The sequence below is a fragment of the Kitasatospora sp. NPDC002522 genome (assembly GCF_053595195.1).
This window is the reverse complement of record NZ_JBSFXE010000001.1, coordinates 293084-316436: the sequence shown is the minus strand read 5'-3', so window position 1 is coordinate 316436 and position 23353 is coordinate 293084. Positions and strand designations below refer to the sequence as shown.

At 71.1% G+C, this 23353-nt stretch carries 23 protein-coding genes and 3 tRNA genes; 23 read left to right on the top strand and 3 right to left on the bottom strand.

What is annotated here, in order from left to right:
* Window positions 1-201 precede the first annotated feature (201 nt).
* The 4 genes from ACWD4U_RS01445 to ACWD4U_RS01430 all read left to right on the top strand — a co-directional run bounded on the left by ACWD4U_RS01445 (window position 202) and on the right by ACWD4U_RS01430 (window position 6589).
* Window positions 202-2247, top strand: coding sequence for a phosphocholine-specific phospholipase C (locus ACWD4U_RS01445; RefSeq protein WP_363451159.1), 2046 nt, complete (start codon window positions 202-204; stop codon window positions 2245-2247).
* Window positions 2248-2384: 137 nt separating this feature from the next.
* Complete coding sequence (locus ACWD4U_RS01440) at window positions 2385-2534, top strand: hypothetical protein (protein ID WP_363451157.1); 150 nt, start codon at window positions 2385-2387, stop codon at window positions 2532-2534.
* Window positions 2531-2920 (top strand): type II toxin-antitoxin system death-on-curing family toxin, encoded by a 390-nt coding sequence (locus tag ACWD4U_RS01435; protein WP_363451155.1) that lies wholly within the window; start codon window positions 2531-2533, stop codon window positions 2918-2920. The genes ACWD4U_RS01440 and ACWD4U_RS01435 overlap by 4 nt, the downstream gene beginning before the upstream one ends.
* Window positions 2921-2980: 60 nt before the next feature.
* Entirely contained in the window at window positions 2981-6589 is a 3609-nt protein-coding gene (locus ACWD4U_RS01430; protein WP_363451153.1) for a leucine-rich repeat domain-containing protein, read from the top strand.
* A 25-nt stretch (window positions 6590-6614) separates the two neighbouring features.
* Here the strand turns inward: ACWD4U_RS01430 and ACWD4U_RS01425 are convergent, their stop codons facing one another.
* On the bottom strand, window positions 6615-7868 hold the full coding sequence (locus ACWD4U_RS01425; protein WP_363451151.1) for an amidohydrolase family protein: 1254 nt from the start codon (window positions 7866-7868) through the stop codon (window positions 6615-6617).
* A gap of 220 nt (window positions 7869-8088) precedes the next feature.
* Here ACWD4U_RS01425 and ACWD4U_RS01420 point away from each other — a divergent pair.
* The 9 genes from ACWD4U_RS01420 to ACWD4U_RS01380 all read left to right on the top strand — a co-directional run bounded on the left by ACWD4U_RS01420 (window position 8089) and on the right by ACWD4U_RS01380 (window position 13280).
* Window positions 8089-8161 (top strand) — tRNA-Thr (locus tag ACWD4U_RS01420).
* Window positions 8162-8202: 41 nt separating this feature from the next.
* A tRNA-Met gene (locus ACWD4U_RS01415) sits at window positions 8203-8275 on the top strand.
* Window positions 8276-8357: 82 nt separating this feature from the next.
* Complete coding sequence (gene rpmG, locus ACWD4U_RS01410; protein WP_006604855.1) at window positions 8358-8522, top strand: 50S ribosomal protein L33; 165 nt, start codon at window positions 8358-8360, stop codon at window positions 8520-8522.
* Window positions 8523-8606: 84 nt separating this feature from the next.
* Window positions 8607-9062, top strand: coding sequence for a MaoC family dehydratase N-terminal domain-containing protein (locus ACWD4U_RS01405; protein ID WP_363451149.1), 456 nt, complete (start codon window positions 8607-8609; stop codon window positions 9060-9062).
* Between the two features lies 1 nt (window position 9063).
* A complete protein-coding gene (locus tag ACWD4U_RS01400) occupies window positions 9064-9486 on the top strand; it encodes a MaoC family dehydratase (protein WP_363451147.1) in 423 nt (140 codons plus the stop codon).
* Window positions 9487-9574: 88 nt separating this feature from the next.
* Window positions 9575-10147 carry a TetR/AcrR family transcriptional regulator gene (locus ACWD4U_RS01395; protein ID WP_363451145.1) on the top strand — a complete coding sequence of 191 codons (573 nt, stop codon included), beginning with the start codon at window positions 9575-9577 and terminating at the stop codon, window positions 10145-10147.
* A 147-nt stretch (window positions 10148-10294) separates the two neighbouring features.
* Window positions 10295-11671 carry a DHA2 family efflux MFS transporter permease subunit gene (locus ACWD4U_RS01390; RefSeq protein ID WP_449787069.1) on the top strand — a complete coding sequence of 459 codons (1377 nt, stop codon included), beginning with the start codon at window positions 10295-10297 and terminating at the stop codon, window positions 11669-11671.
* 23 nt (window positions 11672-11694) lie between these two features.
* Entirely contained in the window at window positions 11695-12114 is a 420-nt protein-coding gene (locus ACWD4U_RS01385) for an antibiotic biosynthesis monooxygenase (protein ID WP_363451141.1), read from the top strand.
* 125 nt (window positions 12115-12239) lie between these two features.
* Window positions 12240-13280, top strand: coding sequence for a UDP-N-acetylmuramate dehydrogenase (locus ACWD4U_RS01380; protein ID WP_363451139.1), 1041 nt, complete (start codon window positions 12240-12242; stop codon window positions 13278-13280).
* Window positions 13281-13293: 13 nt separating this feature from the next.
* Here the strand turns inward: ACWD4U_RS01380 and ACWD4U_RS01375 are convergent, their stop codons facing one another.
* Both ACWD4U_RS01375 and ACWD4U_RS01370 read right to left on the bottom strand, forming a co-directional pair.
* A complete protein-coding gene (locus ACWD4U_RS01375; protein ID WP_363451137.1) occupies window positions 13294-14316 on the bottom strand; it encodes an adenosine deaminase in 1023 nt (340 codons plus the stop codon).
* A 111-nt stretch (window positions 14317-14427) separates the two neighbouring features.
* Window positions 14428-15666 (bottom strand): pyridoxal phosphate-dependent aminotransferase, encoded by a 1239-nt coding sequence (locus ACWD4U_RS01370; RefSeq protein WP_363451135.1) that lies wholly within the window; start codon window positions 15664-15666, stop codon window positions 14428-14430.
* Window positions 15667-15928: 262 nt separating this feature from the next.
* On the opposite strand from ACWD4U_RS01370, the gene ACWD4U_RS01365 reads away from it, so the two are divergent.
* The 10 genes from ACWD4U_RS01365 to rplL all read left to right on the top strand — a co-directional run bounded on the left by ACWD4U_RS01365 (window position 15929) and on the right by rplL (window position 23079).
* Window positions 15929-16001: transfer RNA gene (locus ACWD4U_RS01365), tRNA-Trp, on the top strand.
* A gap of 238 nt (window positions 16002-16239) precedes the next feature.
* Window positions 16240-16506: a preprotein translocase subunit SecE gene (gene secE, locus ACWD4U_RS01360; protein ID WP_363451410.1), complete on the top strand. Its 267-nt coding sequence runs from the start codon at window positions 16240-16242 to the stop codon at window positions 16504-16506.
* Between the two features lie 176 nt (window positions 16507-16682).
* The gene (gene nusG, locus ACWD4U_RS01355; RefSeq protein ID WP_449787061.1) at window positions 16683-17573 is read left to right on the top strand and encodes a transcription termination/antitermination protein NusG; all 891 of its coding nucleotides are present in this window, start codon (window positions 16683-16685) and stop codon (window positions 17571-17573) included.
* A gap of 167 nt (window positions 17574-17740) precedes the next feature.
* Window positions 17741-18175 (top strand): 50S ribosomal protein L11, encoded by a 435-nt coding sequence (rplK, locus tag ACWD4U_RS01350; protein ID WP_030457453.1) that lies wholly within the window; start codon window positions 17741-17743, stop codon window positions 18173-18175.
* A 77-nt stretch (window positions 18176-18252) separates the two neighbouring features.
* Window positions 18253-18975, top strand: a complete 723-nt coding sequence (rplA, locus tag ACWD4U_RS01345) for a 50S ribosomal protein L1 (protein WP_363451132.1) — start codon at window positions 18253-18255, stop codon at window positions 18973-18975.
* A gap of 159 nt (window positions 18976-19134) precedes the next feature.
* Window positions 19135-20037, top strand: coding sequence for a hypothetical protein (locus tag ACWD4U_RS01340; protein ID WP_363451130.1), 903 nt, complete (start codon window positions 19135-19137; stop codon window positions 20035-20037).
* Window positions 20034-20897, top strand: coding sequence for a LolA-like protein (locus ACWD4U_RS01335; protein WP_363451128.1), 864 nt, complete (start codon window positions 20034-20036; stop codon window positions 20895-20897). The genes ACWD4U_RS01340 and ACWD4U_RS01335 overlap by 4 nt, the downstream gene beginning before the upstream one ends.
* Before the next feature lie 70 nt (window positions 20898-20967).
* Window positions 20968-21765 (top strand): hypothetical protein, encoded by a 798-nt coding sequence (locus tag ACWD4U_RS01330; RefSeq protein ID WP_363451126.1) that lies wholly within the window; start codon window positions 20968-20970, stop codon window positions 21763-21765.
* A 291-nt stretch (window positions 21766-22056) separates the two neighbouring features.
* Window positions 22057-22611 carry a 50S ribosomal protein L10 gene (gene rplJ / locus ACWD4U_RS01325; protein WP_363451124.1) on the top strand — a complete coding sequence of 185 codons (555 nt, stop codon included), beginning with the start codon at window positions 22057-22059 and terminating at the stop codon, window positions 22609-22611.
* An 84-nt stretch (window positions 22612-22695) separates the two neighbouring features.
* A complete protein-coding gene (rplL, locus tag ACWD4U_RS01320; RefSeq protein WP_363451122.1) occupies window positions 22696-23079 on the top strand; it encodes a 50S ribosomal protein L7/L12 in 384 nt (127 codons plus the stop codon).
* The last annotated feature ends 274 nt before the right edge of the window (window positions 23080-23353 follow it).

Sequence of the window (23353 nt, the reverse complement as noted above, 5' to 3'; positions counted from 1 at the left end):
CCCCCGGTCGTTGTGGGCGGCTGGGTGCCGAAGTGGCAAGGGTCGGTTGCCTGCGAAGTGGCCGAAGCGGGCCGGAGGCCGTGCGACGGCCCCTGGGTGTTCCGAGTTGTTCAGACATCTGCCACTGCGCGCGGGCTAGGCAGTTACCCGACGGTAGGAGAGTCTCTGGTCGACTCATCCGTCGCTGGAGGGAGACCAGGGATGACACCTGTCAATCGGAGGACCTTTCTCGGGTCCGCGGCCGCGCTCGGTGCGGTGCTCGGGTTGGAGAGCCTGCCCGGGACGCTCGGCCGGGCCGAAGCCGCCACCACCGGGACCATCACGGACGTGAAGCACGTGGTGGTGCTGATGCAGGAGAACCGCAGTTTCGACCACTACTTCGGGACGCTGAAGGGCGTACGCGGTTTCGCCGACCGCAGTGCGATCCTGACGGCCGGGGGCAACAGCGTCTTCAACCAGGTGAACGGCAGCGGGCGGCAGTACCCGTGGCAGCTGAGCGCCAACAACACCTGGTGGTGGGGGACCAGCGCGGAGAGCATCGCCCAGTGCGACGGCTCGCTGGACCACGGCTGGTCGACCCAGCACTCCGCCTGGAACGCCGGGAAGATGGACAACTGGATCTCGGCCAAGGGCTCCAACCGCACCATGGGCTACATGGCGCGCGCCGACATCCCGTTCCACTACGCGCTCGCCGACGCCTACACCATCTGCGACGCCTACCACTGCTCGATCCTGAGCGCGACCGGCCCCAACCGCACCTACCTGTGGTCCGGCAGCATCGACCCGAACGGCACCGCGGGCGGGCCGGCGTACGACGGCGGCTCCGAGTCGGGGCTGACCTGGCAGACGTACGCGGAGGCGCTGCAGAACGCCGGGGTCAGCTGGAAGGTGTACCAGAACGCCTCGGACAACTTCGGGGACAACGGGCTCGCCTACTTCAAGCAGTTCACCGACGCGGCGAGTTCCAGCCCGCTGGCGCAGCGCGGCATGGGCTCGGTGCCGAAGGCCAGCGGCTCGACCCCGGACGACATCGCCGCGGCGATCAGGGCGGACGCGCTGGCCGGGACGCTGCCGCAGGTCTCCTGGGTGGTCGCCGACCAGGCGCACTCCGAGCACCCGGACGCCCCGCCGAACGACGGCGCGCACTTCGTCAACCAGGTGATCAACGCGCTGGCCGCCAGCCCGGAGGTCTTCGACTCGACCGTCCTGTTCCTCAACTACGACGAGAACGACGGCTTCTTCGACCACGTCCCGCCGCCGGTGCCGGCCGACGGGACGGCGGACGAGTTCACCGAGGGCGCCGCGATCGGCCTCGGCTTCCGGGTGCCGATGATCATCGTCTCGCCGTGGACCCGCGGTGGCTGGGTCGACTCCGAGGTGTTCGACCACACCTCGGTGATCCGCTTCCTGGAGACCTGGACCTCCGCCATCGGCAAGCCCGCGGCCTGCCCCAACATCTCCGCGTGGCGCCGCCAGGTCTGCGGCGACCTGACCAGTGCCTTCGACTTCGCCCACCCCGTGTACGGGCTGCCCGCGCTCCCCGACGTCAGCGCCACCGTCCACCAGGCCGGCTGCAACGTCACCCCGAACCCCGGTCCGACGACCAACGCGCTGCCCGCCCAGGAGCCAGGCACCAGGCCGGCCCGCGCGCTGCCGTACCAGCCGAACGGCAACGTCGACCGGATCGAGTTCCAGGACGGCGGCAAGACGCTGGTCTGGCTGTCGATGGCCAACCAGGGCCAACCGGCCTCCCGCGCCGCGCACTTCGCGGTCTACGCCAACGCCTACCGCACCGGCGGACCGTGGCAGTACACGGTCGGCGCAGGCGGCAGCGCCACCGACTTCTTCAACGTCGGCACCGGCTTCGGCGACGGCAAGTACGACCTCACCATGACCGGCCCGAACCGCTTCCTGCGCCGCTTCACCGGCAACACCACCACCGCGGGCCGCAGCGTGGAGGCCACCGCGCGCTACGCCGCGGCGCCGGACACCGGCAAGGCGGCGATCTGGTTCCGCATGGTCAACACCTCGGCGGCGTCGGTGAAGTTCACCGTCACCTCGAACAACTACCGCTCCGGCACCTGGACGTACCAGGTCGCCGCGGGCGCGGCGGTCGAGGACTTCTTCAACGCCGAGGCGATCGCGTCCGGTTGGTACGACTTCACGATCACCGTGGACTCCGACGCCGCCTGGACCCGCCGCTTCGTCGGCCACCTGGAGACGGGCGCCGCCAGCATCAGCGGCTGAACCGCGGCCGCCCTGCCCGTACCGGTCGCCCCGGTGCGGGCAGGGCGCTGCCCGGCGACACCAGCCGGAAATCCGTTCGACGGCTCCCTTCCGGCCCCGTTAGCGTCGGCGGCCGGCGACCAGGGAGGAGGCCCGGTATGGAGCAGCAGGAGCAGCAGGACCAGCAGCCGGAGCAGCGGGCGGAGCAGGAGCTCTCGCCGGAGGCGAAGGCGGAGCTCCGGGCCGCGCTGGTCGCGCGGATCCGGGCTGCGAACGCCGAGACGCTGGAGAGGCTGGCCGAGCTGTGAGCGACCGCCGTACCGCGTACCTGGACGAGGGCGACGTCGACTACCTGGTCGGCGAGGCGGCAGTGGTCCGTGACCGGGCGCTGCTGCTCTCCGCACTGGGCCGCCCGCGGGCCAGTGCGTTCGGCGCCGACGCGTACCCGGACGTGTGGACCAAGGCGGTCGCGCTCGGCGAGTCGATCGCCCGCAACCACCCGATGACCGACCGGAACAAGCGCACCGCCTTCGAGTCGATGCTGCTCGTCCTCGACTACAACCACCAGCCCTACACCGACCCCCACCCGGACGCCGCGGTGACCTTCGTGCTGCGCCTCGCCCAGGGCGGATACGCGGGCCAACTGGCGGAAGCGGTAGGGGATTTCCGGCTGATGCTGGGCGCGGAGGACTGACCGCCGCCGCGGTTGGCCGAACGGCTGACCGGGGCGGCGGCGTCTCGTTACGCTCGCTGGGTGGATTCCGAAGAACTGGACGACGCCCGACAGGCGATCGCGGAGGCCCTCGCGGACCGCAGCCGAAGCCTCGTGCTGGAGCTGGAGGGCGTGCCGGAGCAGGAGGTCGACTCCCTCGGGCCGGCGATGCGACAGCTCACCGAACTGCGCGAGCTGGAGCTGGTGGTCGACAAGCTGCCCGCGTGGCTGGCCGAGCTGACCTGGCTGGAGGGGCTCGACCTCAGCTACGCGGACATCGATGAACTTCCGGAATTCATCGGCGAGTTGGCGAATCTGCAAGTGTTGGACCTGACGGAGAGTCCGGTGACCCGGCTGCCCGTCGGGCTGGCCCGGCTGTCCGAATTGCGGGAGCTCGCGCTCGACTTCGTCGACCTGGAGGAATTCCCGGATTTCATCGGCGATTTCAGGCACCTGCGGAAGCTCTCGCTGATCGGCGCGAAAATCCGGCGGCTCCCGGACTGCGTGCGCCGACTCGACGCGCTCGAAACACTCGACCTGGGAATGTCCGATCTGGAGGAAATGCCGCACTGGATCGGCGAGTTGACCTCGCTGACCGAGCTGACGCTGGCCGCCTGCGGGCAGCTGGCCGGACTTCCCGAGCACCTTGCCGAGCTCCGGTCCCTGCGCTACCTGGCGGTGGGCGACCTGGACCTGCCGGCACTGCCGGACTGGATCGGCCGGTTGACGGCCCTGCAGCTGCTCAGCGCGCCCAACAACCAGTTCGAAGAATTCCCCTCCTGCGTCCGGGAGTTGTCCAACCTGACCAGCCTCGATCTGGCCAGCAACGAGCAGCTGGGCAGCCTGCCGGAGTGGATCGGCGAGCTCACCCGGCTCGAACGGCTCGAGCTCAACCGCTGTGGCCTGACCGGGCTCCCGGCCGAGATCGGTGCGCTCGAACAGCTCACCTCGCTCCACCTCATGGCCAACGAGATCACCGAACTCCCGGACTCCATCGGCAGGTTGTCCAGCATCAGGTCCATCGACCTGGACGGCAACCGGCTGGTCGAGCTGCCCGACTCGATCTGCGAACTGCGGAGCCTGTCCATCCTCGACCTGCGCGGAAACCGGCTGACCCGGCTCCCGGACGGCATCGGCCGGCTCGGCAACCTGGGCACGCTCTACCTGCAGTTCAACCGGCTCACCATCCTGCCGCGCGGCCTCGGCGACCTGGCCCTCCAGCTCCTGTCCGTCACCGGCAACCCGCTGCCGCCCGAAGTGCTCGCCGCCGACGAGGACGGCCCCGATGGCCTGGGCACCTTCCTGCGCCTGGTCGCCGACGAGGGCGAGCTGATCCGGGAGGCCAAGCTGGTGCTGGTGGGGGAGGGGGCGGTCGGGAAGTCGAGCCTGCTGGGGGCGTTGCGGGGGGAGGCGTTCGTCGAGGGGCGGAACACCACGCACGGGATCGAGATCAAGCCGGTGGAGGTGACCGCTCCCGGCGGGGCGGTGATCACCTTGAACGGGTGGGACTTCGGCGGGCAGCAGATCTACCGGCCCACCCACCAGCTGTTCTTCACCGAGCCGGCGGTGTACCTGGTGGTGTGGAAGCCCCGGGAGGGGCCGGAGCTCGGGCAGGTGGACGAGTGGATCCGGATGATCCGGCACCGGGCCGGCAGCTCGGCCCGGATCCACGTGGTGGCCACCCACGGCGGCCCGGGTGCCCGGTACGCGCACATCGACGAGGCGGCGCTGCGCGAGCGGTACGGCGAGATGATCGCGGGGTTCCACCACGTCGACAGCCGGGTCCCGGACGCCGCGCTGGCCGGGCTGAGGGACGCCATCGCCCGGACCGCGGCCGGGCTGGCGCACGTGCAGCGCTGGTACCCGCGCAGTTGGAGCCTGCTGCGGCAGGACCTCGGGGCCGGTCCGGAGCCGTACCTGCGCTACGAGGACTACCTGAGCGCGGCCGCCGCGCGCGGGTTGTCCGAGCGCAGTGCCGAGTCGCTGGTCCGCAACGGGCACGCGCTGGGGCACTGGATCCACTACGCGGACGACCCGGGCCTGAACGAGCTGGTGATCCTCAAGGCGGACTGGCTGAGCGTCGCGGTCGGCTTCGTGCTGGACGACCCGGAGACCGTGCAGAGCGCCGGACTGCTGCGCCACCGGAGGCTGGCCCGGATCTGGGCCGACCCGGCCCGCGACCCGGAGCAACGCTACCCGCACCAGCTGCAGCAGATGTTCCTGCGGCTCATGGAACGCTTCGAACTGAGCTACCGGGTGCCGGAGTTGACCGGCGGGGAGCCGCTCAGCCTGGTCGCCCAGCTGGTCCAGGCGCACCGGCCCGACCTCACCGCCGCCTGGGGCTCGTACCGGCCGGGAGATCCCGAACTCGCCCAGATCATCGGGGTGTTCGATCGCGAGAGCCGCCGCCAGGTGTGGCCGGACGGGCTGATGCACCGGCTGATCGTGCTGTTCCACCGGCACTCGCTCGGCCGGGAGAACGTCACCGAGGCGGTGCACTGGTCCGGCGGGATGGTGCTGGCCGAGCGGTACGGCGCCCGCGCGCTGATCACCCTCGCCCAGGAGGGCCTGGTGGTCCGGGTCCGCGGGCTCAACCCGCAGGCCTTCCTGGACCACCTGGTGCGCGAGGTCCGGGACTACGTGGACGGCTTCTGGAAGGGGCTGGAGACCCGGGTGCAGCTCTCCTGCACCGCGCTCTGCCGCCTGCAGCCGGCCGGCCGCGGCCGCTTCGACCTGGACAAGCTCTACCGCCAACTCGACCGCGGACGCGTCGACTTCCCCTGCTCCGAGCCCAGCTGCGACGAGGACCTGGAGATCACCGCGCTGCTGCACGGACTGGACCGCCGCGGCCCCGCCGTCGGCCTCGGCGAACTGGTCCGCTCCGCCGTGGACGACGTGCTGGAGAGCCACATCGACCGGGTCATCGCCGCCCAGAGCGCCGGCACCACCCGCCTGCTCGGCCGCCTCGACGGCCTCGACGACGACCTGCGGATGCGCTTCAGCCGGGTCGACGCCCAGCTCTCCGCCACCCTGCACGCCTTGGCGGACGAGGCGGTCAACGGCCCGCGGCTGTTCAGCCTGGAGGAGCTCGACCGCACGCTGCGCCACCCCGGCCTCACCACCCGCCGCCTGCGGCTCACCCTCTACTGCGAGCACAGCCGCCTCCCGGTCCACCGGCTGGAGACCGGCCGCCCCGACGCCGGGGTGTACGAGATCGAGGTCCCGCGGGAGTGGTGGGTGCGCGCCGCCCCGCTGCTGCGGGCCACCGCCGCCCTGGTCAAGACCCTGCTGCCGGTCAGCCTGGCCGCCCTCGAGTACCAGCTGGACGACCAGGAGTGGGACTCCGTCAAGAAGCAACTCGCCCTCGCCAAGGAGTCCCTGGGCGCCGCCGCGGAGGCCGGGCAGGCGCTCCCCGAGGAACTCGACGCCGACGGCCGGCTCGTCGACTGGGAGGGCCCCGCCGAACTCGCCGAGGGCGGGCTGCTCCGCGAACTGCACGCCCTGCTGGCCGACGAGGACATCGGCTACGCCGACCTGCGCCGGGTCACCGACGCGCAGGGCCGCTACCTCTGGGTGCACCGCCGCTTCGTCGACGTCTACCAGCCGCCGCTCCCGGTCATCCCGGTCGGGCTAACCCGCCTGGGCGGCTGAAGCGGCACGCTCCCGAGGGCGGGCCCTACCCCGGGTGGTTCTGCCGGGGCAGGGCCAGCGCCACGGTGTCCGCGAACTCCCGCACCGCGCTGGTGCGGGAGACCACCCGGCCGTTGTGGACCACCAGTCGGGAGTGGCCACCGGACAGGGCCGCGCCCAGGCTGTCGCCGCGCACCGCGAGCAACTCGGCCGGGAACCCGGCGTCCACCCGTACCAAGGCCAGCCCCAGCGCCGCCCGGGCCTGCCCGGAGACCGCCTCGTACGCCGCCTCCGGCGAGACCGCCCCGCTCGCGGCCAGCAGGCGGGCCGCCTCCAGCGGGTCGGCCCGACCGACCGGGTTGGCGGTGTCCCGCAGGGCTCCGCCGCCCGCCGTCAGGGGGACCCGGGCGATGGTCAACTCCCGTACCAGCGATGGACGCAGGCCGACCGGCGGACCCTCCAGGCCGGTGCAGCCGCCGTTCTGCGGGAGGCAGACCACCCGCATGCCGGCGGTGGCCAGCACGGTCGAGCCGCCCGGCGCCAGCGCGCTGCACGGGCCGACCGTCACCCGCGGCCGGTGCGGCGCCAGCACGGCGACCAGCCGGGCGAGTTGGGCCTGGTCGACGGCGTCGGTGTGCAGGTCGACCGGGCAGTCCGCCTCGCCCGCCGCCTCCAGCAGCGCCTGCACGTAGCCGACCGGGTCCGGGTCCAGGTCGGGGCAGCCCCCGGCGGCGTCCGCGCCCAGCTTCAGCGCCTCCCGCAGCTGCGCCCGCCCGTCCGCCCCGGCCAGTCCGGTGAGCAGCCGTGGCATCGCCACCGCCTGCAGGTCGGCCAGCCCGCGCAGCGCCTGCCGGGCGGTCAGCACCGCCTCCAGCCGGCCGAGCCCGTGCACGTCGCCGATCCGGACGTGGGTGCGCTGGGCGGTCGCCCCGTACCCGAGTGAGGTGAGCGCCGCGTCGGTGACCCGGCGCACCAGGTCGCCCGGCCCCTCCGGCGGCGGGTTGGGCAGCGTCGCGGTGAAGGCGCTGTCGTAGTGCCCGTGCGGCTCGGCGGGCGCGGGCAGCAGCAGGTACCCCGAGAGGTCGATCCGGGCGCCGGTGGTCACCGTCGGCTGCCCGGGCAGCGCGGGCAGCGGGCCGAGGCTGCCGACCGTCCCGACCGCCTGGATCCGGTCCCCGCTGATCCGGACGTCCACCACCCGTCCGTCCGCCAGCCGGCCCCCGGTGAGCAGCAGCACCGGTCCGTGCCCGAGCGGGTTGGCGGCGGACGGCGGCTGGGCTCCCTCGCTGCGTTCACTCATCGGCCCGCTCCTCGCAAGATCGCTGACGGTCGAGCCTAGGCCGCGCTCGCCCGGGACGCTCGGAGGCGGGCTGACGGACGTGTCGGATCACCCCGGTTGCCGACCCGGTCGAACTGGTGTCGGGTGACGGCCCGTCAGTGCGGCCCCGCCGACCTGCGCTGATCCGGCGCGGATACGGATTTCACCTCTGGCCTGGAACCGTGTAATCTCTTCCTCGTTCGCCCCTATAGCTCAGTCGGTAGAGCGTCTCCATGGTAAGGAGAAGGTCTGCGGTTCGATTCCGCATGGGGGCTCTGGTGAAAGGCACTCACCCCGGTGAGGGTTCGATCATCAAAGCGGTGTAGCTCAGTTGGTAGAGCAAGCGGCTCATAATCGCTGTGTCACCGGTTCAAGTCCGGTCACCGCTACTCCGCGTAGTCGATCGGGGGATCCCTCCCGATCGGCTACTCTTGTCTGTGTTCTTATTCGTTGTCCCAGGAAGGCACTCCCGTGGCTGCCACTGACGTCCGCCCGAAGATCACGCTGGCCTGCGTGGAGTGCAAGGAGCGGAACTACATCACCAAGAAGAACCGGCGTAACGACCCGGACCGTCTTGAGATGAAGAAGCACTGCCCGCGTTGCAACTCTCACACCGCGCACCGCGAGACCCGCTGACTTTGCCTCGACTCCAGGCCGCACCCCATCAGGGGGAGCGGCCTGGAGTCATTTCTGCCTGACGAAGCATCAGAGGAGTTGCCCATGCCGCTCGACCCCTCCTTCATCGGGCGGACCTACCCGCCCACCGCGCCGTACGAGGTGGGCCGGGAGAAGATCCGCGAGTTCGCCGCCGCGATCGGCGACGCCAACCCGGCGTACTCCGACGTCGAGGCCGCCAAGTCCCTCGGCCACCTCGACGTGATCGCGCCGCCGACCTTCCCCTTCATCCTCACCTTCCAGGCCGCCGCCCAGGTGGTGAACGACCCCGAGCTGGGCCTCGACTACAGCCGGGTCGTGCACGGCGACCAGAAGTTCAGCTACCTCCGCCCGGTCCGGGCCGGCGACCGGCTCTCGGTCACCGTCTCCATCGACGCGATCAAGTCGCTGGCCGGCAACGACGTCCTGACCGTCCGTGGCGAGGTCCACGACGTCAGCGGCGAGCACGTGGTGACCTCGATCATGACGCTGGTGGCGCGTGCCGCCGACGGGGAGGAGTGACATGACGATCAACTTCGACGAGGTCCAGGTCGGCACCGAGCTGCCCGCCCAGGCCTTCCCGGTGACCCGGGCCGCGCTGGTCCAGTACGCGGGCGCCTCCGGCGACTTCAACCCGATCCACTGGAACGAGAAGTTCGCCCGCGAGGTCGGCCTGCCCGACGTCATCGCGCACGGCATGTTCACCATGGCCGAGGCCATCCGCGTGGTCACCGACTGGACCGGCGACCCCGCCTCCGTCGTCGACTACGGCGTCCGCTTCACCAAGCCCGTGGTCGTCCCCAACGACGAGACCGGCGCCACCATCGAGGTCACGGCCAAGGTCGCCGCCCTCCTCGACGACCGCCGCGTCCGCGTCGACCTGGTCGCCACCAGCGCCGGACAGAAGGTGCTGGGCATGTCGAAGGCGATCGTCCAGCTGAGCTGAGACGCTCGGTCGCACCATCCAGGGCCCCGGGGGCACCTGCGGTGGTTGCTCTCTTGCAAAGTTAGTCATCAATTACTAACCTGAAGCCATGGCCCGGAACAGCATGCGGATGTCCGCCGAGGAGCGGCGCGAGAGCGTCGTCCGTGCGGCGATGGTGGAGTTCGCCCGGGGTGGGTACCGGGGGACGTCCACGGAGGCGATCGCCCGGCGGGTGGGCGTCTCGCAGCCGTACCTGTTCCGCCTGTTCCCCAACAAGCAGGCGATCTTCGAAGCGGCGTGCGAGCACTGCATCGAGGAGACCTGGCGGGTCTTCGACAAGGCGTCCGAGGGCCTGAGCGGGACCGAGGCGCGCGAGGCCATGGGTGAGGCGTACCTGAACCTGGTCGAGGACCGCGAGCAGGTCATGATGCAGATGCAGATGTACGTCTCGGTGTTCGCCGCCGAGTCGCTCGGCGAGATGGAGGTCGGCGAGTCGGCGCGCGCGGCGTGGCTGCGGCTGTTCGAGCGGATCCGGGAGCGCGTGGGCGGTGACCAGAAGGAGGCCACCCAGTTCATGGCGTTCGGGATGCTGATCAACACGCTGGTGGCGCTGGGCTACCCGACGGACCATCAGATCTGGTCCGGGCTGGAGCACGGCGACGACGAGGCCGAGGGCAGCTGAGGCGCTCCGCCCCCGGTGGCGGCGCGCCCTTTTTTCGGCCCACGAAAGTTATTGATCAATCACAACCTTTCGAGACAAGGAAGCAAGGGGGACACCGTGAACAGGCAAGCGATCTGGACCCTGGTGGTGGTCAGCGTGGCCGGCTTCATGGCCGGGCTCGACAACCTGGTGGTCACCACCGCCCTGCCCGCGATCCGTACCGACCTGGGCGGCGCACTCGCCGACCTGGAGTGGACGGTGAGCGCCTACACCCTGACCTTCGCGGTCCTGCTGATGCTCGGCGCGGCCCTCGGCGACCGGTTCGGCCGGCGCCGGATGTTCCTCGGCGGGCTCGCCGTCTTCACGCTCGGCTCCGCCTCGGCGGCGCTCGCGCCGAGCATGGGCGCGCTGATCGCCGCCCGCGCCGTCCAGGGCGCCGGCGCCGCGGTGATGATGCCGCTCACCCTCACGCTGCTCACCGTCGCCGTCCCGGCGGCCAAGCGCGGGATGGCGCTCGGCATCTGGTCCGGCGCCACCGGACTCTCCGTCGCCTTCGGGCCGCTGATCGGCGGCAGCCTCACCGAGCACTTCTCCTGGCAGTGGATCTTCTGGGTGAACGTCCCGGTCGGCCTCGCCCTGCTGCCGATCGCCCGGATCGGCCTCGCCGAGAGCCGCAGCGAGAACCCCCGCCTCGACATCCCCGGCACCGCCCTGGTCAGCGCCGGACTCTTCGGCCTGATCCTCGGCCTGGTCCGCGGCAACCCCGACGGCTGGACCGACCCGCTGGTGCTCACCGCGCTGATCTCGGGCGTCGCGCTGCTGATCGCCTTCGTCGGATACGAGGCCCGCTTCGCACGCCGCCCGATGCTGCCGATGCGACTGTTCCGCAACCGCGCCTTCAGCGCCGTCAACTCCGCCAGCCTGCTGATGTTCCTCGGCATGTTCGGCTCGATCTTCCTGATCAGCCAGTACTTCCAGGGCATCGGCGGCTACACCCCCGAACAGGCCGGCATCCGGATGCTGCCCTGGACCGCCATGCCGCTGATCATCTCCCCGCTGGCCGGCATCCTCTCCGACCGGATCGGCGGCCGTCCGATCGTGGTCACCGGACTCCTCCTGCAGGCCCTCGGCCTGGCCGGCTTCGCCCTGCTCGCCGACCACTCGGCCGGCTACGGCCAGCAGATCCCGGTCCTGGTGCTCTGCGGCATCGGGATGTCCCTCTACTTCGCGCCCACCGCCAACCTGGTGATGGCCAGCGTCCCGCGCGCCGACCAGGGCATCGCCTCCGGCACCAACAACGCCATGCGGGAGGTCGGCGGCGCCCTCGGCGTGGCCGTGCTCTCCGCCGTCTTCTCCGCCCAGGGCGACTACGGCTCCGCGACCGCCTTCACCGACGGCCTGGTCCCCGCCCTGACGGTCGGCTCTGCCGCCGTCGCCGCCGCGGCGCTGGCCGCCGCACTCATCCCGCGCCGGCACGGCATGAAGCCGGTGACGGAGCGTCAGACCACCGCGATGCCCACCGCGCGCGCCGCGGTGCGGTCCTGAACCCGGAACCCGGAGCCACCACGATGCTCACCCTTCCCTGGACCCCGGGCCCCGCGACGCTCCGCGCCCCGGCCACGCCGGTGGTGATGGCCGCCGAACTCCGCGTCCGCAGCCTGCGGTACGTGCCGGGCTTCCTGCGACACTCGCTGCGCATCCGCCGCCAGACCCGCACCGCCGACGGGGCGCTCGGCGTCACCCTGCGCGCCGCCCCGCTGCGCGGCACCTTCTGGGTGCTGTCCGCGTGGACCGATCGCGAAGCGCTCGGGCGCTTCGTCAAGACCGACCCGCACCGCACCGCGATGCTGGCCCTCCGCCCGCACATGGCCGGCTCCCACTTCGCCACCTGGGACGCCACCAGCCCGGGCAGGCCGGATTGGGAAGAAGCAATGAGCCAGTTGCAAGCGTCCAGGGGCCCGGGGAACGGCGGGGGCACGGGGCGGTGACGGTTCCGGGGCGCTGAAAGGTCTGGGCGCATAGAGGTCTCCAGAGACCTACAGCCAAGCTCAGACCACCACGCACTCGCCTCGCAGTTCCCCGAGCCCCTTGATGGTGCAACTACTCTGGGGGCGTGAATGTGGAGATGGATGCGCCGCTGGCCCCGCTGACCACGCTGCGGTTGGGCGGGCCGGCGAGGCGGTTGGTGACGGCGGAGACGGACGCCGAGGTGGTGGCGACGGTTCGCGAGGCGGACCAGGCGGGTGAGCCGCTGCTGGTGATCGGTGGTGGCTCGAACCTGGTGATCGGCGACGCCGGCTTCCCGGGGACGGTGCTGCGGATCGCCACCAAGGGGTTCGCGCTGGACGGGACCCTGCTGGAGCTGGCGGCCGGCGAGGTGTGGTCCGAGGCGGTGGCCCGCACCGTCGCGGCGGGCCTGGCCGGGATCGAGTTCCTGGCCGGCATCCCGGGCTCCGCGGGGGCGACCCCGGTGCAGAACGTGGGGGCGTACGGGCAGGAGGTCGCCGAGACCGTCAGCGAGGTGGTGGCGTACGACCGCCTGCTCGGCGAGACGGTGACGCTGGCCAACGCCGACTGCGCGTTCTCCTACCGGCACAGCCTGTTCAAGGCCGACCCGGACCGCTACGTGGTGCTGCGGGTGCGGTTCCGGCTCGCCGACGAGGGCGGGCTGTCCGCGCCGGTGAAGTACGCCGAGGTGGCGCGCTCGCTGGGGGTCGAGGCCGAGCAGCGGGTGAAGCTGCAGGACGCGCACGACGAGGTGCTGCGGCTGCGTGCGGGCAAGGGCATGGTGCTGGACCCGGCGGACCACGACACCTGGTCGGCGGGCTCGTTCTTCACCAACCCGATCCTGACGGAGGGTCAGTTCGCCGCGTTCAGCGCTCGGTTGGGCGAGCTGCGGGCGCCGAGCTACCCGGCGGGGGAGGGGCGGACCAAGACCTCCGCGGCCTGGCTGATCGACAACGCGGGCTTCCGCAAGGGCCACGGCAGCGGCCCGGCGACGCTCTCCACCAAGCACACGCTCGCCCTGACCAACCGTGGCGCGGCCACCACCGAGGACCTGCTGGCGCTGGCCCGCGAGGTCCGCGACGGCGTGCGCGCGGCGTTCGGCGTGGAGCTGGTCAACGAGCCGGTGATGGTCGGCGTCACCCTCTAGGGTCGGCCTCGCGCTAGGCGTCCAGCAGCCAGCCGTCGATGTCGGCGAGCAGTTCCTTGACGACGTGCTCGGGGGCCCGCGACGAGCGGACCGACTGGCGGGCCAGTTCGGCGAGTTCGGCGTCGGTGAAGGCGTGCGACTCGCGGGCCAGGGTGTACTGGTCGGCGAGCCGGGAGCCGAACAGCAGCGGGTCGTCGGCGCCGAGGGCGAGCGGGACGCCGGCCTCGAAGAGGGTGCGCAGCGGGACGTCCTCGGGGCGCTCGTAGACGCCGAGGGCGACGTTGGAGGCGGGGCAGACCTCGCAGGTGATCTGGCGGTCGGCGAGGCGTTGGAGCAGCCGGGCGTCCTCGGCGGCGCGCACCCCGTGGCCGATCCGGCCGGCGCCGAGGTCGTCCAGGCAGTCGCGGACCGAGCCGGGCCCGGCGAGCTCGCCGCCGTGCGGTGCGGCCAGCAGTCCGCCGTCCCGGGCGATGGCGAAGGCGCGGTCGAAGTCCCGTGCCAGGCCCCGGCGTTCGTCGTTGGAGAGGCCGAAGCCGACCACCCCCCGGTCGGCGTAGCGGACCGCCAGGCGGGCCAGCGTGCGGGCGTCCATCGGGGACTTCATCCGGTTCGCCGCGACCAGCACCCGGATCCCCACCCCGGTCGCCTCCGAGGCGTCCCGGACCGCGTCCAGGATCAGCTCCAGCGTCGGGGTCAGGCCCCCGAGCAGCGGGGCGTACGAGGTCGGGTCGACCTGGATCTCCAGCCACCGGGAGCCGTCGGCGCGTTCGTCCTCGGCGGTCTCCAGGACCAGGCGGCGGATGTCGGACTCGTCGCGCAGGCAGGACCGGGCGGTGTCGTAGAGCCGCTGGAAGCGGAACCAGCCGCGCTCGTCGGTCGCCCGGAGCTTGGGGGGATGGCCCGAGCTGAGCGCCTCCGGCAGCCGGACGCCGTGCTTGTCGGCGAGTTCCAGCAGGGTGGCGGGGCGCATCGAACCGGTGAAGTGCAGGTGCAGATGGGCCTTCGGCAGGCTCCGGACATCACGCAGGCGATCCATTCACCGATCCTGCCGTAAAACCCGCCCGATGTGGAACCGCCCTCCGCACATCCCCCGAAGGGGTGAGATGCGGAGGGCGGCTCCGAAAGGCGTCGGAGGCGTCGGGAGGCGTCAGGCGCGGGCCTCGCCGAGCAGCTTCTGCAGCCGGCTGATGCCCTCCACCAGGTCGGCGTCGCCCAGCGCGTAGGAGAGCCGCAGGTAGCCGGGGGTGCCGAAGGCCTCGCCGGGGACGACCGCGACCTCGGCCTCGTCCAGGATCAGCGCGGCCAGCTCGGCGGAGGTCTGCGGGCGCTTGCCGCGGAGCTCCTTGCCCAGCAGGGCCTTCACCGACGGGTAGGCGTAGAACGCGCCCTCCGGCTCGGGGCAGTAGACGCCCTCGATCTCGTTCAGCATCGCCACGATGGTGCGGCGGCGGCGGTCGAAGGCGGTCTTCATCTCGTCGACCGCGGACAGGTCGCCCGCGACGGCGGCCAGCGCGGCGCGCTGCGCCACGTTGGAGACGTTCGAGGTGGCGTGCGACTGCAGGTTCGCGGCGGCGTTGACGACGTCCTTGGGGCCGATCATCCAGCCCACCCGCCAGCCGGTCATCGCGTAGGTCTTGGCCACGCCGTTGACCACGATGCACTTGTCGGCGAGCTCGGGCAGCAGGGCCGGCAGCGAGGTGAACTTCGCGTCGCCGTACACCAGGTGCTCGTAGATCTCGTCGGTGAGCACCCACAGCCCGTGCTCCAGCGCCCAGCGGCCGAACGCCTCCGCCTCGGCCTCGGTGTACACCGCGCCGGTCGGGTTGGACGGCGAGACGAACAGCACCACCTTGGTGTTCTCGGTGCGGGCCGCCTCCAGCTGCTCCACCGAGACCTTGTAGCCGGTGGTCTCGTCGGCGACCACCTCGACCGGGGTGCCGCCCGCGAGCTTCACCGCCTCCGGGTAGGTGGTCCAGTACGGGGCGGGGATGATCACCTCGTCGCCCGGGTCGAGGATCGCGGCGAAGGCGTTGTAGATCGCCTGCTTGCCGCCGTTGGTCACCAGCACCTGCGAGGCGTCCACCTGGTAGCCGGAGTCGCGCAGCGTCTTGGCGGCGATCGCGGACTTCAGCTCCGGCAGGCCGCCGGCCGGGGTGTAGCGGTGGTTGGCCGGGTCCTGGCAGGCCGCCACGGCGGCGTCCACGATGTAGCCCGGGGTCGGGAAGTCGGGCTCGCCGGCGCCGAAGCCGATCACCGGACGGCCGGCCGCCTTGAGGGCCTTGGCCTTCGCGTCCACGGCGAGGGTCGCGGACTCGGCGATGGCGCCGACCCGGGCGGAGACCCGGCGGTTTGCGGGGGAGACGTTCTCGGGGGTGGGTGCGCTCATGCCTGCATGGTCCCAGAACGCAAGGGGGCGGAGCACGACGGTTTCAGCATGCGTACCGCTGCGTCCACGATCCGTACGCCCGTCGCCGTGGACTCCGGATTGGCGGTTACGGAAAGGCGGTGAATGAGGTTCGACCAATCGGCGAAGAACCCGTACACTCACTGCTCGATGGCTCCCGAAGTGCGGATCCGTCCGCCGGGTTCACCACTTGGCGGTCCGGATGCGGTAGGTTGGGGGCCGCGCCGGAGCCGCAAGGTTTCGAAGGGCACTAGCTCAATTGGTAGAGCACCGGTCTCCAAAACCGGCGGTTGGGGGTTCGAGTCCCTCGTGCCCTGCTGCTTGATCCGTACCAAGCCCGTTCGCTCCGCAGAGCGAGCGGGCTTGATGCGGAGAGGGCCCCACCCAGCACTGCTTTCGCCGGATCGCCCGTGCACCAGGCACGGAAGCTCCGCAGGACCCGGATTCAGGTGAGGACGAGTGACGGAGACCACGGGCTCCACCGCAACGCCTGAGAGCGGCAACCCCGAGGGGACCGACGGCGCGGCGGACGAGACCACCGCGGCGGACGGCAAGCTGTCCCGCCGCGAGCGCCGGCGGGCCAACAAGGCCTCCGGCGGTGACGGCAAGAAGTCCGGCAAGCGGGCCAAGAAGGGCCTGTTCGCCCGGATCGCCGTCTTCTACCGGCAGATCATCGCCGAGCTCCGCAAGGTGGTCTGGCCGACCCGCAGCGAGCTGATCCAGTACACCACCGTCGTGGTGACCTTCGTGATCGTGATGATGCTCCTCGTCGCCGGTCTCGACTGGTGCTTCTCGAAGCTGAGCTTCTGGGTCTTCGGCTGACGCCGGACCCCCATACCGAACTCACCGGGATCCCGCGGGATCCTCGCGCGAACTCCACCCGACCCGGGCCGAACCCTTCGGCCCGGGTCGAGCTGTCGGCGCGAAGCACCGCGGGCGACTACCGTTGAGTCGGTACTGTTGAGGTAACCGTTCCAACCAGGAAAGAAGCAGCGACCGTGTCTGAGTCCCCCCTGTACGACGCCGACGAGACCGTCCGCGAGGCGGATGTCGCCGCCGAGCTGGACGCGGCCGAGGCTGCCGACGTCGAGGCCGCCGAGGAGATCGTGGACGAGGCGGACGCCGCGGAGGACGAGGTCGAGGCCGCCGACGAGGAGGCCGGCGAGCCGGCCGAGGTCGCCGCCGTGCACGAGGTGGACGAGGCCGAGGCCGCTGCGGAGGAAGCCGTCGCCGAGGAGGCCGCGGACGCCGAGGAGACCGAGGAGCCGGCCGAGGAGGTCGAGAGCGACCCGGTCGCCGAGTTCCGCGAGCAGCTGCGCCGCGCCCCGGGCGAGTGGTACGTCATCCACACCTACGCGGGCTACGAGAACCGGGTGAAGCAGAACCTGGAGCAGCGCTCCGTCTCGCTGAACGTCGAGGACTACATCTTCGAGTCCCAGGTTCCGCAGGAGGAGGTCGTCCAGATCAAGAACGGCGACCGCAAGACCATCCGGCAGAACAAGCTCCCCGGCTACGTCCTGGTGCGCATGGACCTCACCCCGGAGTCCTGGGGCGTCGTGCGCAACACCCCCGGTGTCACCGGCTTCGTGGGCAACGCCTACGACCCGTACCCGCTGACCCTGGACGAGGTCGTCAAGATGCTCGCCCCGGACGTCGAGCGCGCCGCCGCCAAGGAGGCCGGCAAGCCGTCTCCGGTCAAGCCGAGCGAGATCCAGGTGCTGGACTTCGAGGTCGGCGACTCGGTCACCGTCACCGACGGTCCGTTCGCCACCCTGCAGGCGACCATCAACGAGATCAACCCCGACTCGAAGAAGGTCAAGGGCCTGGTGGAGATCTTCGGCCGGGAGACCCCGGTGGAGCTCTCCTTCGACCAGATCCAGAAGAACTGATCCACGCGCTTCGGTTCCGGGGCGGGGGCGAAGGCCTCCGCCCCGGAACCGTTTTGGTCCAGCACCGCATCAGCGGTTAGCCTGGTCGGATGTGTGCCTTGGCGGCCGGGTTTCGCCCCGGAGGCCGGGCGCATCAGCACTCACCTCTCGGAAGGACCCGGAGAGACATGCCTCCCAAGAAGAAGAAGGTCACGGGGCTTATCAAGCTCCAGATCAACGCCGGTGCGGCCAACCCGGCGCCGCCGGTCGGCCCCGCGCTGGGTCAGCACGGCGTCAACATCATGGAGTTCTGCAAGGCGTACAACGCGGCCACCGAGTCGCAGCGCGGCATGATCGTGCCGGTGGAGATCACGGTCTACGACGACCGTTCCTTCACCTTCGTCACGAAGACCCCGCCGGCTGCGCGCCTCATCCTGAAGGCCGCGGGCATCGACAAGGGCTCCAAGGAGCCGCACAAGACCAAGGTCGCCAAGCTGACCTCGGCCCAGGTGCGCGAGATCGCCACCACCAAGATGCCCGACCTGAACGCCAACGACCTGGACGCCGCGGAGAAGATCATCGCCGGCACCGCCCGGTCGATGGGCATCACCGTCGAGGGCTGATCAGCCCGTACGTCCTCCGTGGTAGGGCCGGCGCGGCCCGTGAATACCACGAACTCCAATAGCCACCAGGAGCAGCAGTGAAGCGCAGCAAGGCCCTCAAGGCCGCGGACGCCCAGGTCGACCGCACCCGGATCTACGCCCCCCTCGAGGCCGTTCGCCTCGCCAAGGCGACCTCCACCACCAAGTTCGACGGCACCGTCGAGGTCGCCATGCGTCTGGGTGTCGACCCGCGCAAGGCCGACCAGATGGTCCGCAGCACCGTCATCCTCCCGCACGGCACCGGTAAGACCGCTCGGGTCCTGGTCTTCGCGAACGGTGAGCGTGCCGAGGCCGCGCGTGCCGCGGGCGCCGACATCGTCGGCTCCGACGAGCTGATCGACGAGGTCGCCAAGGGTCGTCTGGACTTCGACGCCGTCGTCGCCACCCCGGACCTCATGGGCAAGGTCGGCCGCCTCGGCCGCGTGCTCGGTCCCCGTGGCCTGATGCCGAACCCGAAGACCGGCACCGTGACCCCGGACGTCGCCAAGGCCGTCAACGAGATCAAGGGCGGCAAGATCGAGTTCCGCGTCGACAAGCACTCGAACCTGCACCTGATCATCGGCAAGACCTCGTTCTCCGATGAGCAGCTGGTCGAGAACTACGCCGCCGCGCTGGACGAGGTCCTCCGGGCCAAGCCGTCCGCCGCCAAGGGCCGCTACATCAAGAAGATCGCGTTCTCGACCACCATGGGCCCGGGCGTCCAGGTGGACCCGAACCGCACCCGCAACCTCCTCGTCGAGGAGGACCCGGCGGCGGTCTGACCTCCGGTCAGTTCGTAGCACGGTCGAGCCACCGGGCCCGCACCCCATTGGGGTGCGGGCCCGGTGGCGTTTGCCATTGGTTTGCACAGCGGTCGGGGGGATCGGATACAGTCCGCGTCGCGTCTCTTCAATGAGAATCGGATTAGAGGGGGGATATCCGTGCGCACCCTGCGTACCGTTGCCGCCGCCTGTCTGGCGGCCGGACTGCTCACCGCCTGCACGTCCACCGGGTCGACCGGGGGAGCCTCCGACAACAAGCCCGGCGGCGCGGCCGCCGCCTCGGGCAGCGCCGCGGCCGGCGGATCGGCCGGCGCCACCGGGTCCGCCGCCCCCGGGTCGGCCGCCCAGGGCGGGGCCGCCAAGCCGGCGCCCAAGGAGGCCCTGCTGGCCTCCGCCGCCGTCATGGAGAAGGCCGGCAGCGCCAAGGTCACCGTCACCCCCGGGGACGGCAACGGCAGCGGCGGCACCGGCGAGTACGTCTGGAAGAACCCGCCGTCCTTCCTGCTGAACACCGAGATCGACGGCCAGCAGGGCAAGATCCTGTTCGTCGCCGACGCGATGTACCTCGGCGCTCCGGCCGAGCTGGCCACGCTGGCCGGCGGCAAGAACTGGATGAAGCTCGACCCGCGGGACGCCGTGACCGGTGTGCCCGGCAGCACCGACATCGTGCCGTTCGCCACGATGATGCAGCTGATGGACCCCGGCGTGCAGCTGGTCGCCGCCGCCCCCACCGCCACCCTGGTCGGTCCGGAGACCGTGGCCGGTCAGGCCACCGTCCACTACCGCAGCGAGGTGCAGGTGGACACCCTGGTCGGCGCGATGAAGCTGACCCCCGAGCTGAAGACCAAGGTCAACGCCCAGCTCAAGGCGAGCGGCGCCAGCGCCGTCACCGACTACTGGATCAACGCCAAGGGCGAGCTGGTGCAGCAGTCGAGCACCGACCTGGCCACCACGAAGACCGACAAGCCGAGCACCGTGGTCTACAGCGCGCTCGGCACCGTCCAGGCCACCAAGGCCCCATCCGCGTCCGAGGTCTTCAACCTCGGCGACATCCTGAAGTGAGTTCCCGCAAAGTGCGTCTGCTCCGCTCCGTCCCCGCCCTCGCCCTCACCGCCGCGCTGGTCGGCGGCCTGACCGCCTGCACCGGCGGCGGCTCCGGCAGCCACGACGCCGCGCCGGCGGCCTCCTCGGCCGCGGCCAAGCCGTCCTCCGCCTCGCCGAGCCCCACCCAGGACCCGGCCACCCTGCTGCGCACCGCCGCCGCGAGCCTGCAGCAGGCCGGGGGCGCCAAGTTCACCATGTCCGGCGGGGTCGAGGACGGCTCCGGCGTGATGGTCTGGAAGAGCCCGGTCGGCTTCTCCTTCGTCGGCTCCGACGGCGCCGAGGAGTCGCAGTACCGGTTCGTCGACGGCACGGTCTACCTCGCCACCTCGGCGAAGGACCGCGACAGCACCTTCAAGGGCAAGCACTGGCTGAAGTACGACGCCAAGTCGGTCACCGACAAGGCGGCCGGCGCCGACTCGGCCGCGCTGGTCGGCGTGCTGTTCCTGTCCCGCAACCCGGTGGCCGACCTGACCACCGCGGTCGAGAAGGGCACCCCGACCCTGGTCGGCCCCGAGGCGGTCAAGTCCGTCCCGGCCACCCGCTTCAAGGCCACCTTCACCGCGGACGACCTGGTCGGTGCGCTCGCCGGCCTGACGGACGATCAGAAGGCCCGCACCGTGGCCGACTACAAGAAGAACGGCACCGGCAGCATCACCGTCGACTTCTGGCTGAACGCGAAGGGCGAGCTGATCCAGCTCCGGGAGACCGCCGGCTCCGGCAAGCCCACCGTGATCGGCCTGACCGAGTACGGCACCACGACGCTGGAGGCCCCGGCGGCGAGCGACTGCTTCAACCTGGCCGATCTGCTCAAGGGCTGATCCAGGGCCCACCGGGGCCGCATGGCATGGTGGGGGTGTGACGGACCGGACGGCGGCGGGAGGAGGGGCGATGGCGGTGCGCTGGCAGGTGGCGGCGGCCGGGCTGACGGCCGGGCTGCTGCTGGCCGGGTGCGGCGGCTCCGGCGGGGGCGGCGCCACGCCCGGGCCGAGCAGCCCGCCGTCCTCCTCCTCCGCCCAGCCGACGCCCACCGACCGCTCCCCGCACGGGGTGCTGCTCTCCGCCCAGCTGGTGCTGCACGACGCCCGGCGCGCGGAGTTCCGCTCCACGCTGGGAGGGGAGCGCGCCAAGGGGGCGCTGTTCTGGGCGCCCAAGACCGTGCTGCAGTACCGGCCGGACACCGAGACCCGCCAGCTGATCGTCCTGGACACCTCCGCCTACCTGGGCGGCGACCCGGACACCGCGGCCCGGCTCGGCGGGCCGCACTGGCAGAAGTACGTCGCCAAGGACATCCCGTACGCCGGGCTGGCGGACCGGCTCAACCCGCTGGTCGCCGCCACCGCCGCGGCCGCCGCCGCCCAGCCCGAACTGGTCGGCGACGAGAAGCTGCAGGACAGCACCGTGCACCACTACCGGGCGGTGCTCAGCGCCGCCCGGTACGCCGCCGCGCAGACCCAGCTCACCCCGGCCCGCCGGCAGGCACTGGAGACCGCGCTCGGCCCCGGCGACGTGGTGCTCGACCTCTGGCTCAACGACCACGACCAGCTGGTCCAACTCCGCCGCGCCGCCGCCGACGTGGACACCATCGCCTACACCGAGTTCGGCGCCTCCTCGCTCTCCGTCCAGGCCCCGGCCGAAGCGGACGTCCAGGACGCCGGCACCGCCACCCCGCCCCCGGTGCCCGGATAGGCGATTTGGTCCAGCCGGACGGGTCCCGTAAGCTGACAGAGCCAAAGACCGCTGGTCGTCGCCGTGTCCCCGCAAGGGTGGACGGCACCGAAGGATCCGTACCTCATTCGGATCGCCCGCGCAGGTTATGGAGCAGAGAAGATCTCCGGACCGTTCCGGTCCGTCGAGGTCGTTTCAAGCCCCGTGCGCCTGCGCGCCGGGGCTTCTTCGCTTCCTGGGGTCCGCGGTGTTTGATGGTCGACTTCTCGAAGGTCGGCCCGACTTCGACATCACGGAAGGAGGCGTAAGCCTATGGCCAGGCCCGACAAGGCTGCCGACGTCGCCGAGATCACGGACAAGTTCCGTGCCTCCAGCGCCGCCGTTCTGACCGAGTACCGCGGTCTCACGGTGAAGCAGCTGAAGACGCTGCGTCGCTCGCTCACCGGCAACGCCGATTACGCCGTGGTGAAGAACACGCTGACCAAGATCGCGGCCAACGAGGCCGGGATCTCCGAGCTCGACGACCTGTTCGCCGGTCCGACGGCTGTCGCCTTCGTCACCGGTGACCCGGTGGAGTCGGCGAAGGCTCTGCGTGACTTCGCCAAGGAGAACCCTGCTCTCATCATCAAGGGCGGTGTCCTTGAGGGTAAGGCGCTGACCGCCGATGAGATCAAGAAGCTCGCGGACCTCGAGTCCCGCGAGGTGCTGCTCGCCAAGCTGGCGGGTGCGATGAAGGCCAAGCCGTCCCAGGCTGCCGCGGTCTTCCAGGCGCTCCCGTCCAAGCTCGTTCGCACCGTGGAAGCGCTGCGCGAGAAGGTCGAGCAGGGCGGTGCCGGTACTCCGGCTCCCGCCGAGGACGCGGAGTAACCACTCCCCGTCCCAGCGGGCCCGTATGCACGCCCGCCAATCCGTACATCCGGCACCTGCCGATTTAGTGGAAGGACGCCAATCATGGCGAAGCTCAGCACCGAGGACCTGCTCGAGCAGTTCGAGGGCATGACCCTGATCGAGCTCTCCGAGTTCGTGAAGGCCTTCGAGGAGAAGTTCGACGTCACCGCCGCCGCCCCGGTCGCCGTTGCCGGCCCGGCCGGCCCGGCCGCCGCCGAGGCCGCTGTCGAGGAGCAGGACGAGTTCGACGTCATCCTCGACGGTGCCGGCGACAAGAAGATCCAGGTCATCAAGGAGGTGCGCGCCCTCACCTCCCTCGGCCTGAAGGAGGCCAAGGACCTCGTCGACACCGCCGGTGCGAAGGTTCTCGAGAAGGTCGCGAAGGACGTCGCCGAGAAGGCGAAGGCCCAGCTCGAGGGCGCTGGCGCCAAGGTCACCGTCAAGTGACTCGTTCCTCTCTCTGAGAGGTTCTCCGCAGGCCGGGTCGGCCACCCTTCGGGGTGGCCGACCCGGCCTGCTTTCGTCCCCGGCGGCCACCTGACGGCCATCGGGCCGTCCCCCGATGGCCCAAGCCGGACTCGGTCGTTGTCGGCGCCCGGGGGTAGGGTGATCGCTGTCGTCGGGGCCCCTGGCTCGGTGCGGTTGTAACGCGCGCAGCGGGTCCGACGATGAGTGGGGCAAGAGGTCCACACCCTGGTGGGGGCCTTGACGAACAGCACGA

Excerpts from the sequence above, each read along its gene's own strand:
- ACWD4U_RS01395 (WP_363451145.1), top strand. The coding sequence starts at position 9,575 with ATGGCCCGGAACAGCATGCGGATGTCCGCCGAGGAGCGGCGCGAGAGC.
- ACWD4U_RS01425 (WP_363451151.1), bottom strand. The coding sequence starts at position 7,868 with ATGAGTGAACGCAGCGAGGGAGCCCAGCCGCCGTCCGCCGCCAACCCG.
- rplL (WP_363451122.1), top strand. The coding sequence starts at position 22,696 with ATGGCGAAGCTCAGCACCGAGGACCTGCTCGAGCAGTTCGAGGGCATG.
- ACWD4U_RS01400 (WP_363451147.1), top strand. The coding sequence starts at position 9,064 with ATGACGATCAACTTCGACGAGGTCCAGGTCGGCACCGAGCTGCCCGCC.
- ACWD4U_RS01440 (WP_363451157.1), top strand. The coding sequence starts at position 2,385 with ATGGAGCAGCAGGAGCAGCAGGACCAGCAGCCGGAGCAGCGGGCGGAG.
- ACWD4U_RS01390 (WP_449787069.1), top strand. The coding sequence starts at position 10,295 with ATGGCCGGGCTCGACAACCTGGTGGTCACCACCGCCCTGCCCGCGATC.
- ACWD4U_RS01385 (WP_363451141.1), top strand. The coding sequence starts at position 11,695 with ATGCTCACCCTTCCCTGGACCCCGGGCCCCGCGACGCTCCGCGCCCCG.
- rplK (WP_030457453.1), top strand. The coding sequence starts at position 17,741 with ATGCCTCCCAAGAAGAAGAAGGTCACGGGGCTTATCAAGCTCCAGATC.
- rplJ (WP_363451124.1), top strand. The coding sequence starts at position 22,057 with ATGGCCAGGCCCGACAAGGCTGCCGACGTCGCCGAGATCACGGACAAG.
- ACWD4U_RS01330 (WP_363451126.1), top strand. The coding sequence starts at position 20,968 with ATGGCGGTGCGCTGGCAGGTGGCGGCGGCCGGGCTGACGGCCGGGCTG.
- ACWD4U_RS01405 (WP_363451149.1), top strand. The coding sequence starts at position 8,607 with ATGCCGCTCGACCCCTCCTTCATCGGGCGGACCTACCCGCCCACCGCG.
- ACWD4U_RS01375 (WP_363451137.1), bottom strand. The coding sequence starts at position 14,316 with ATGGATCGCCTGCGTGATGTCCGGAGCCTGCCGAAGGCCCATCTGCAC.
- ACWD4U_RS01370 (WP_363451135.1), bottom strand. The coding sequence starts at position 15,666 with ATGAGCGCACCCACCCCCGAGAACGTCTCCCCCGCAAACCGCCGGGTC.
- ACWD4U_RS01445 (WP_363451159.1), top strand. The coding sequence starts at position 202 with ATGACACCTGTCAATCGGAGGACCTTTCTCGGGTCCGCGGCCGCGCTC.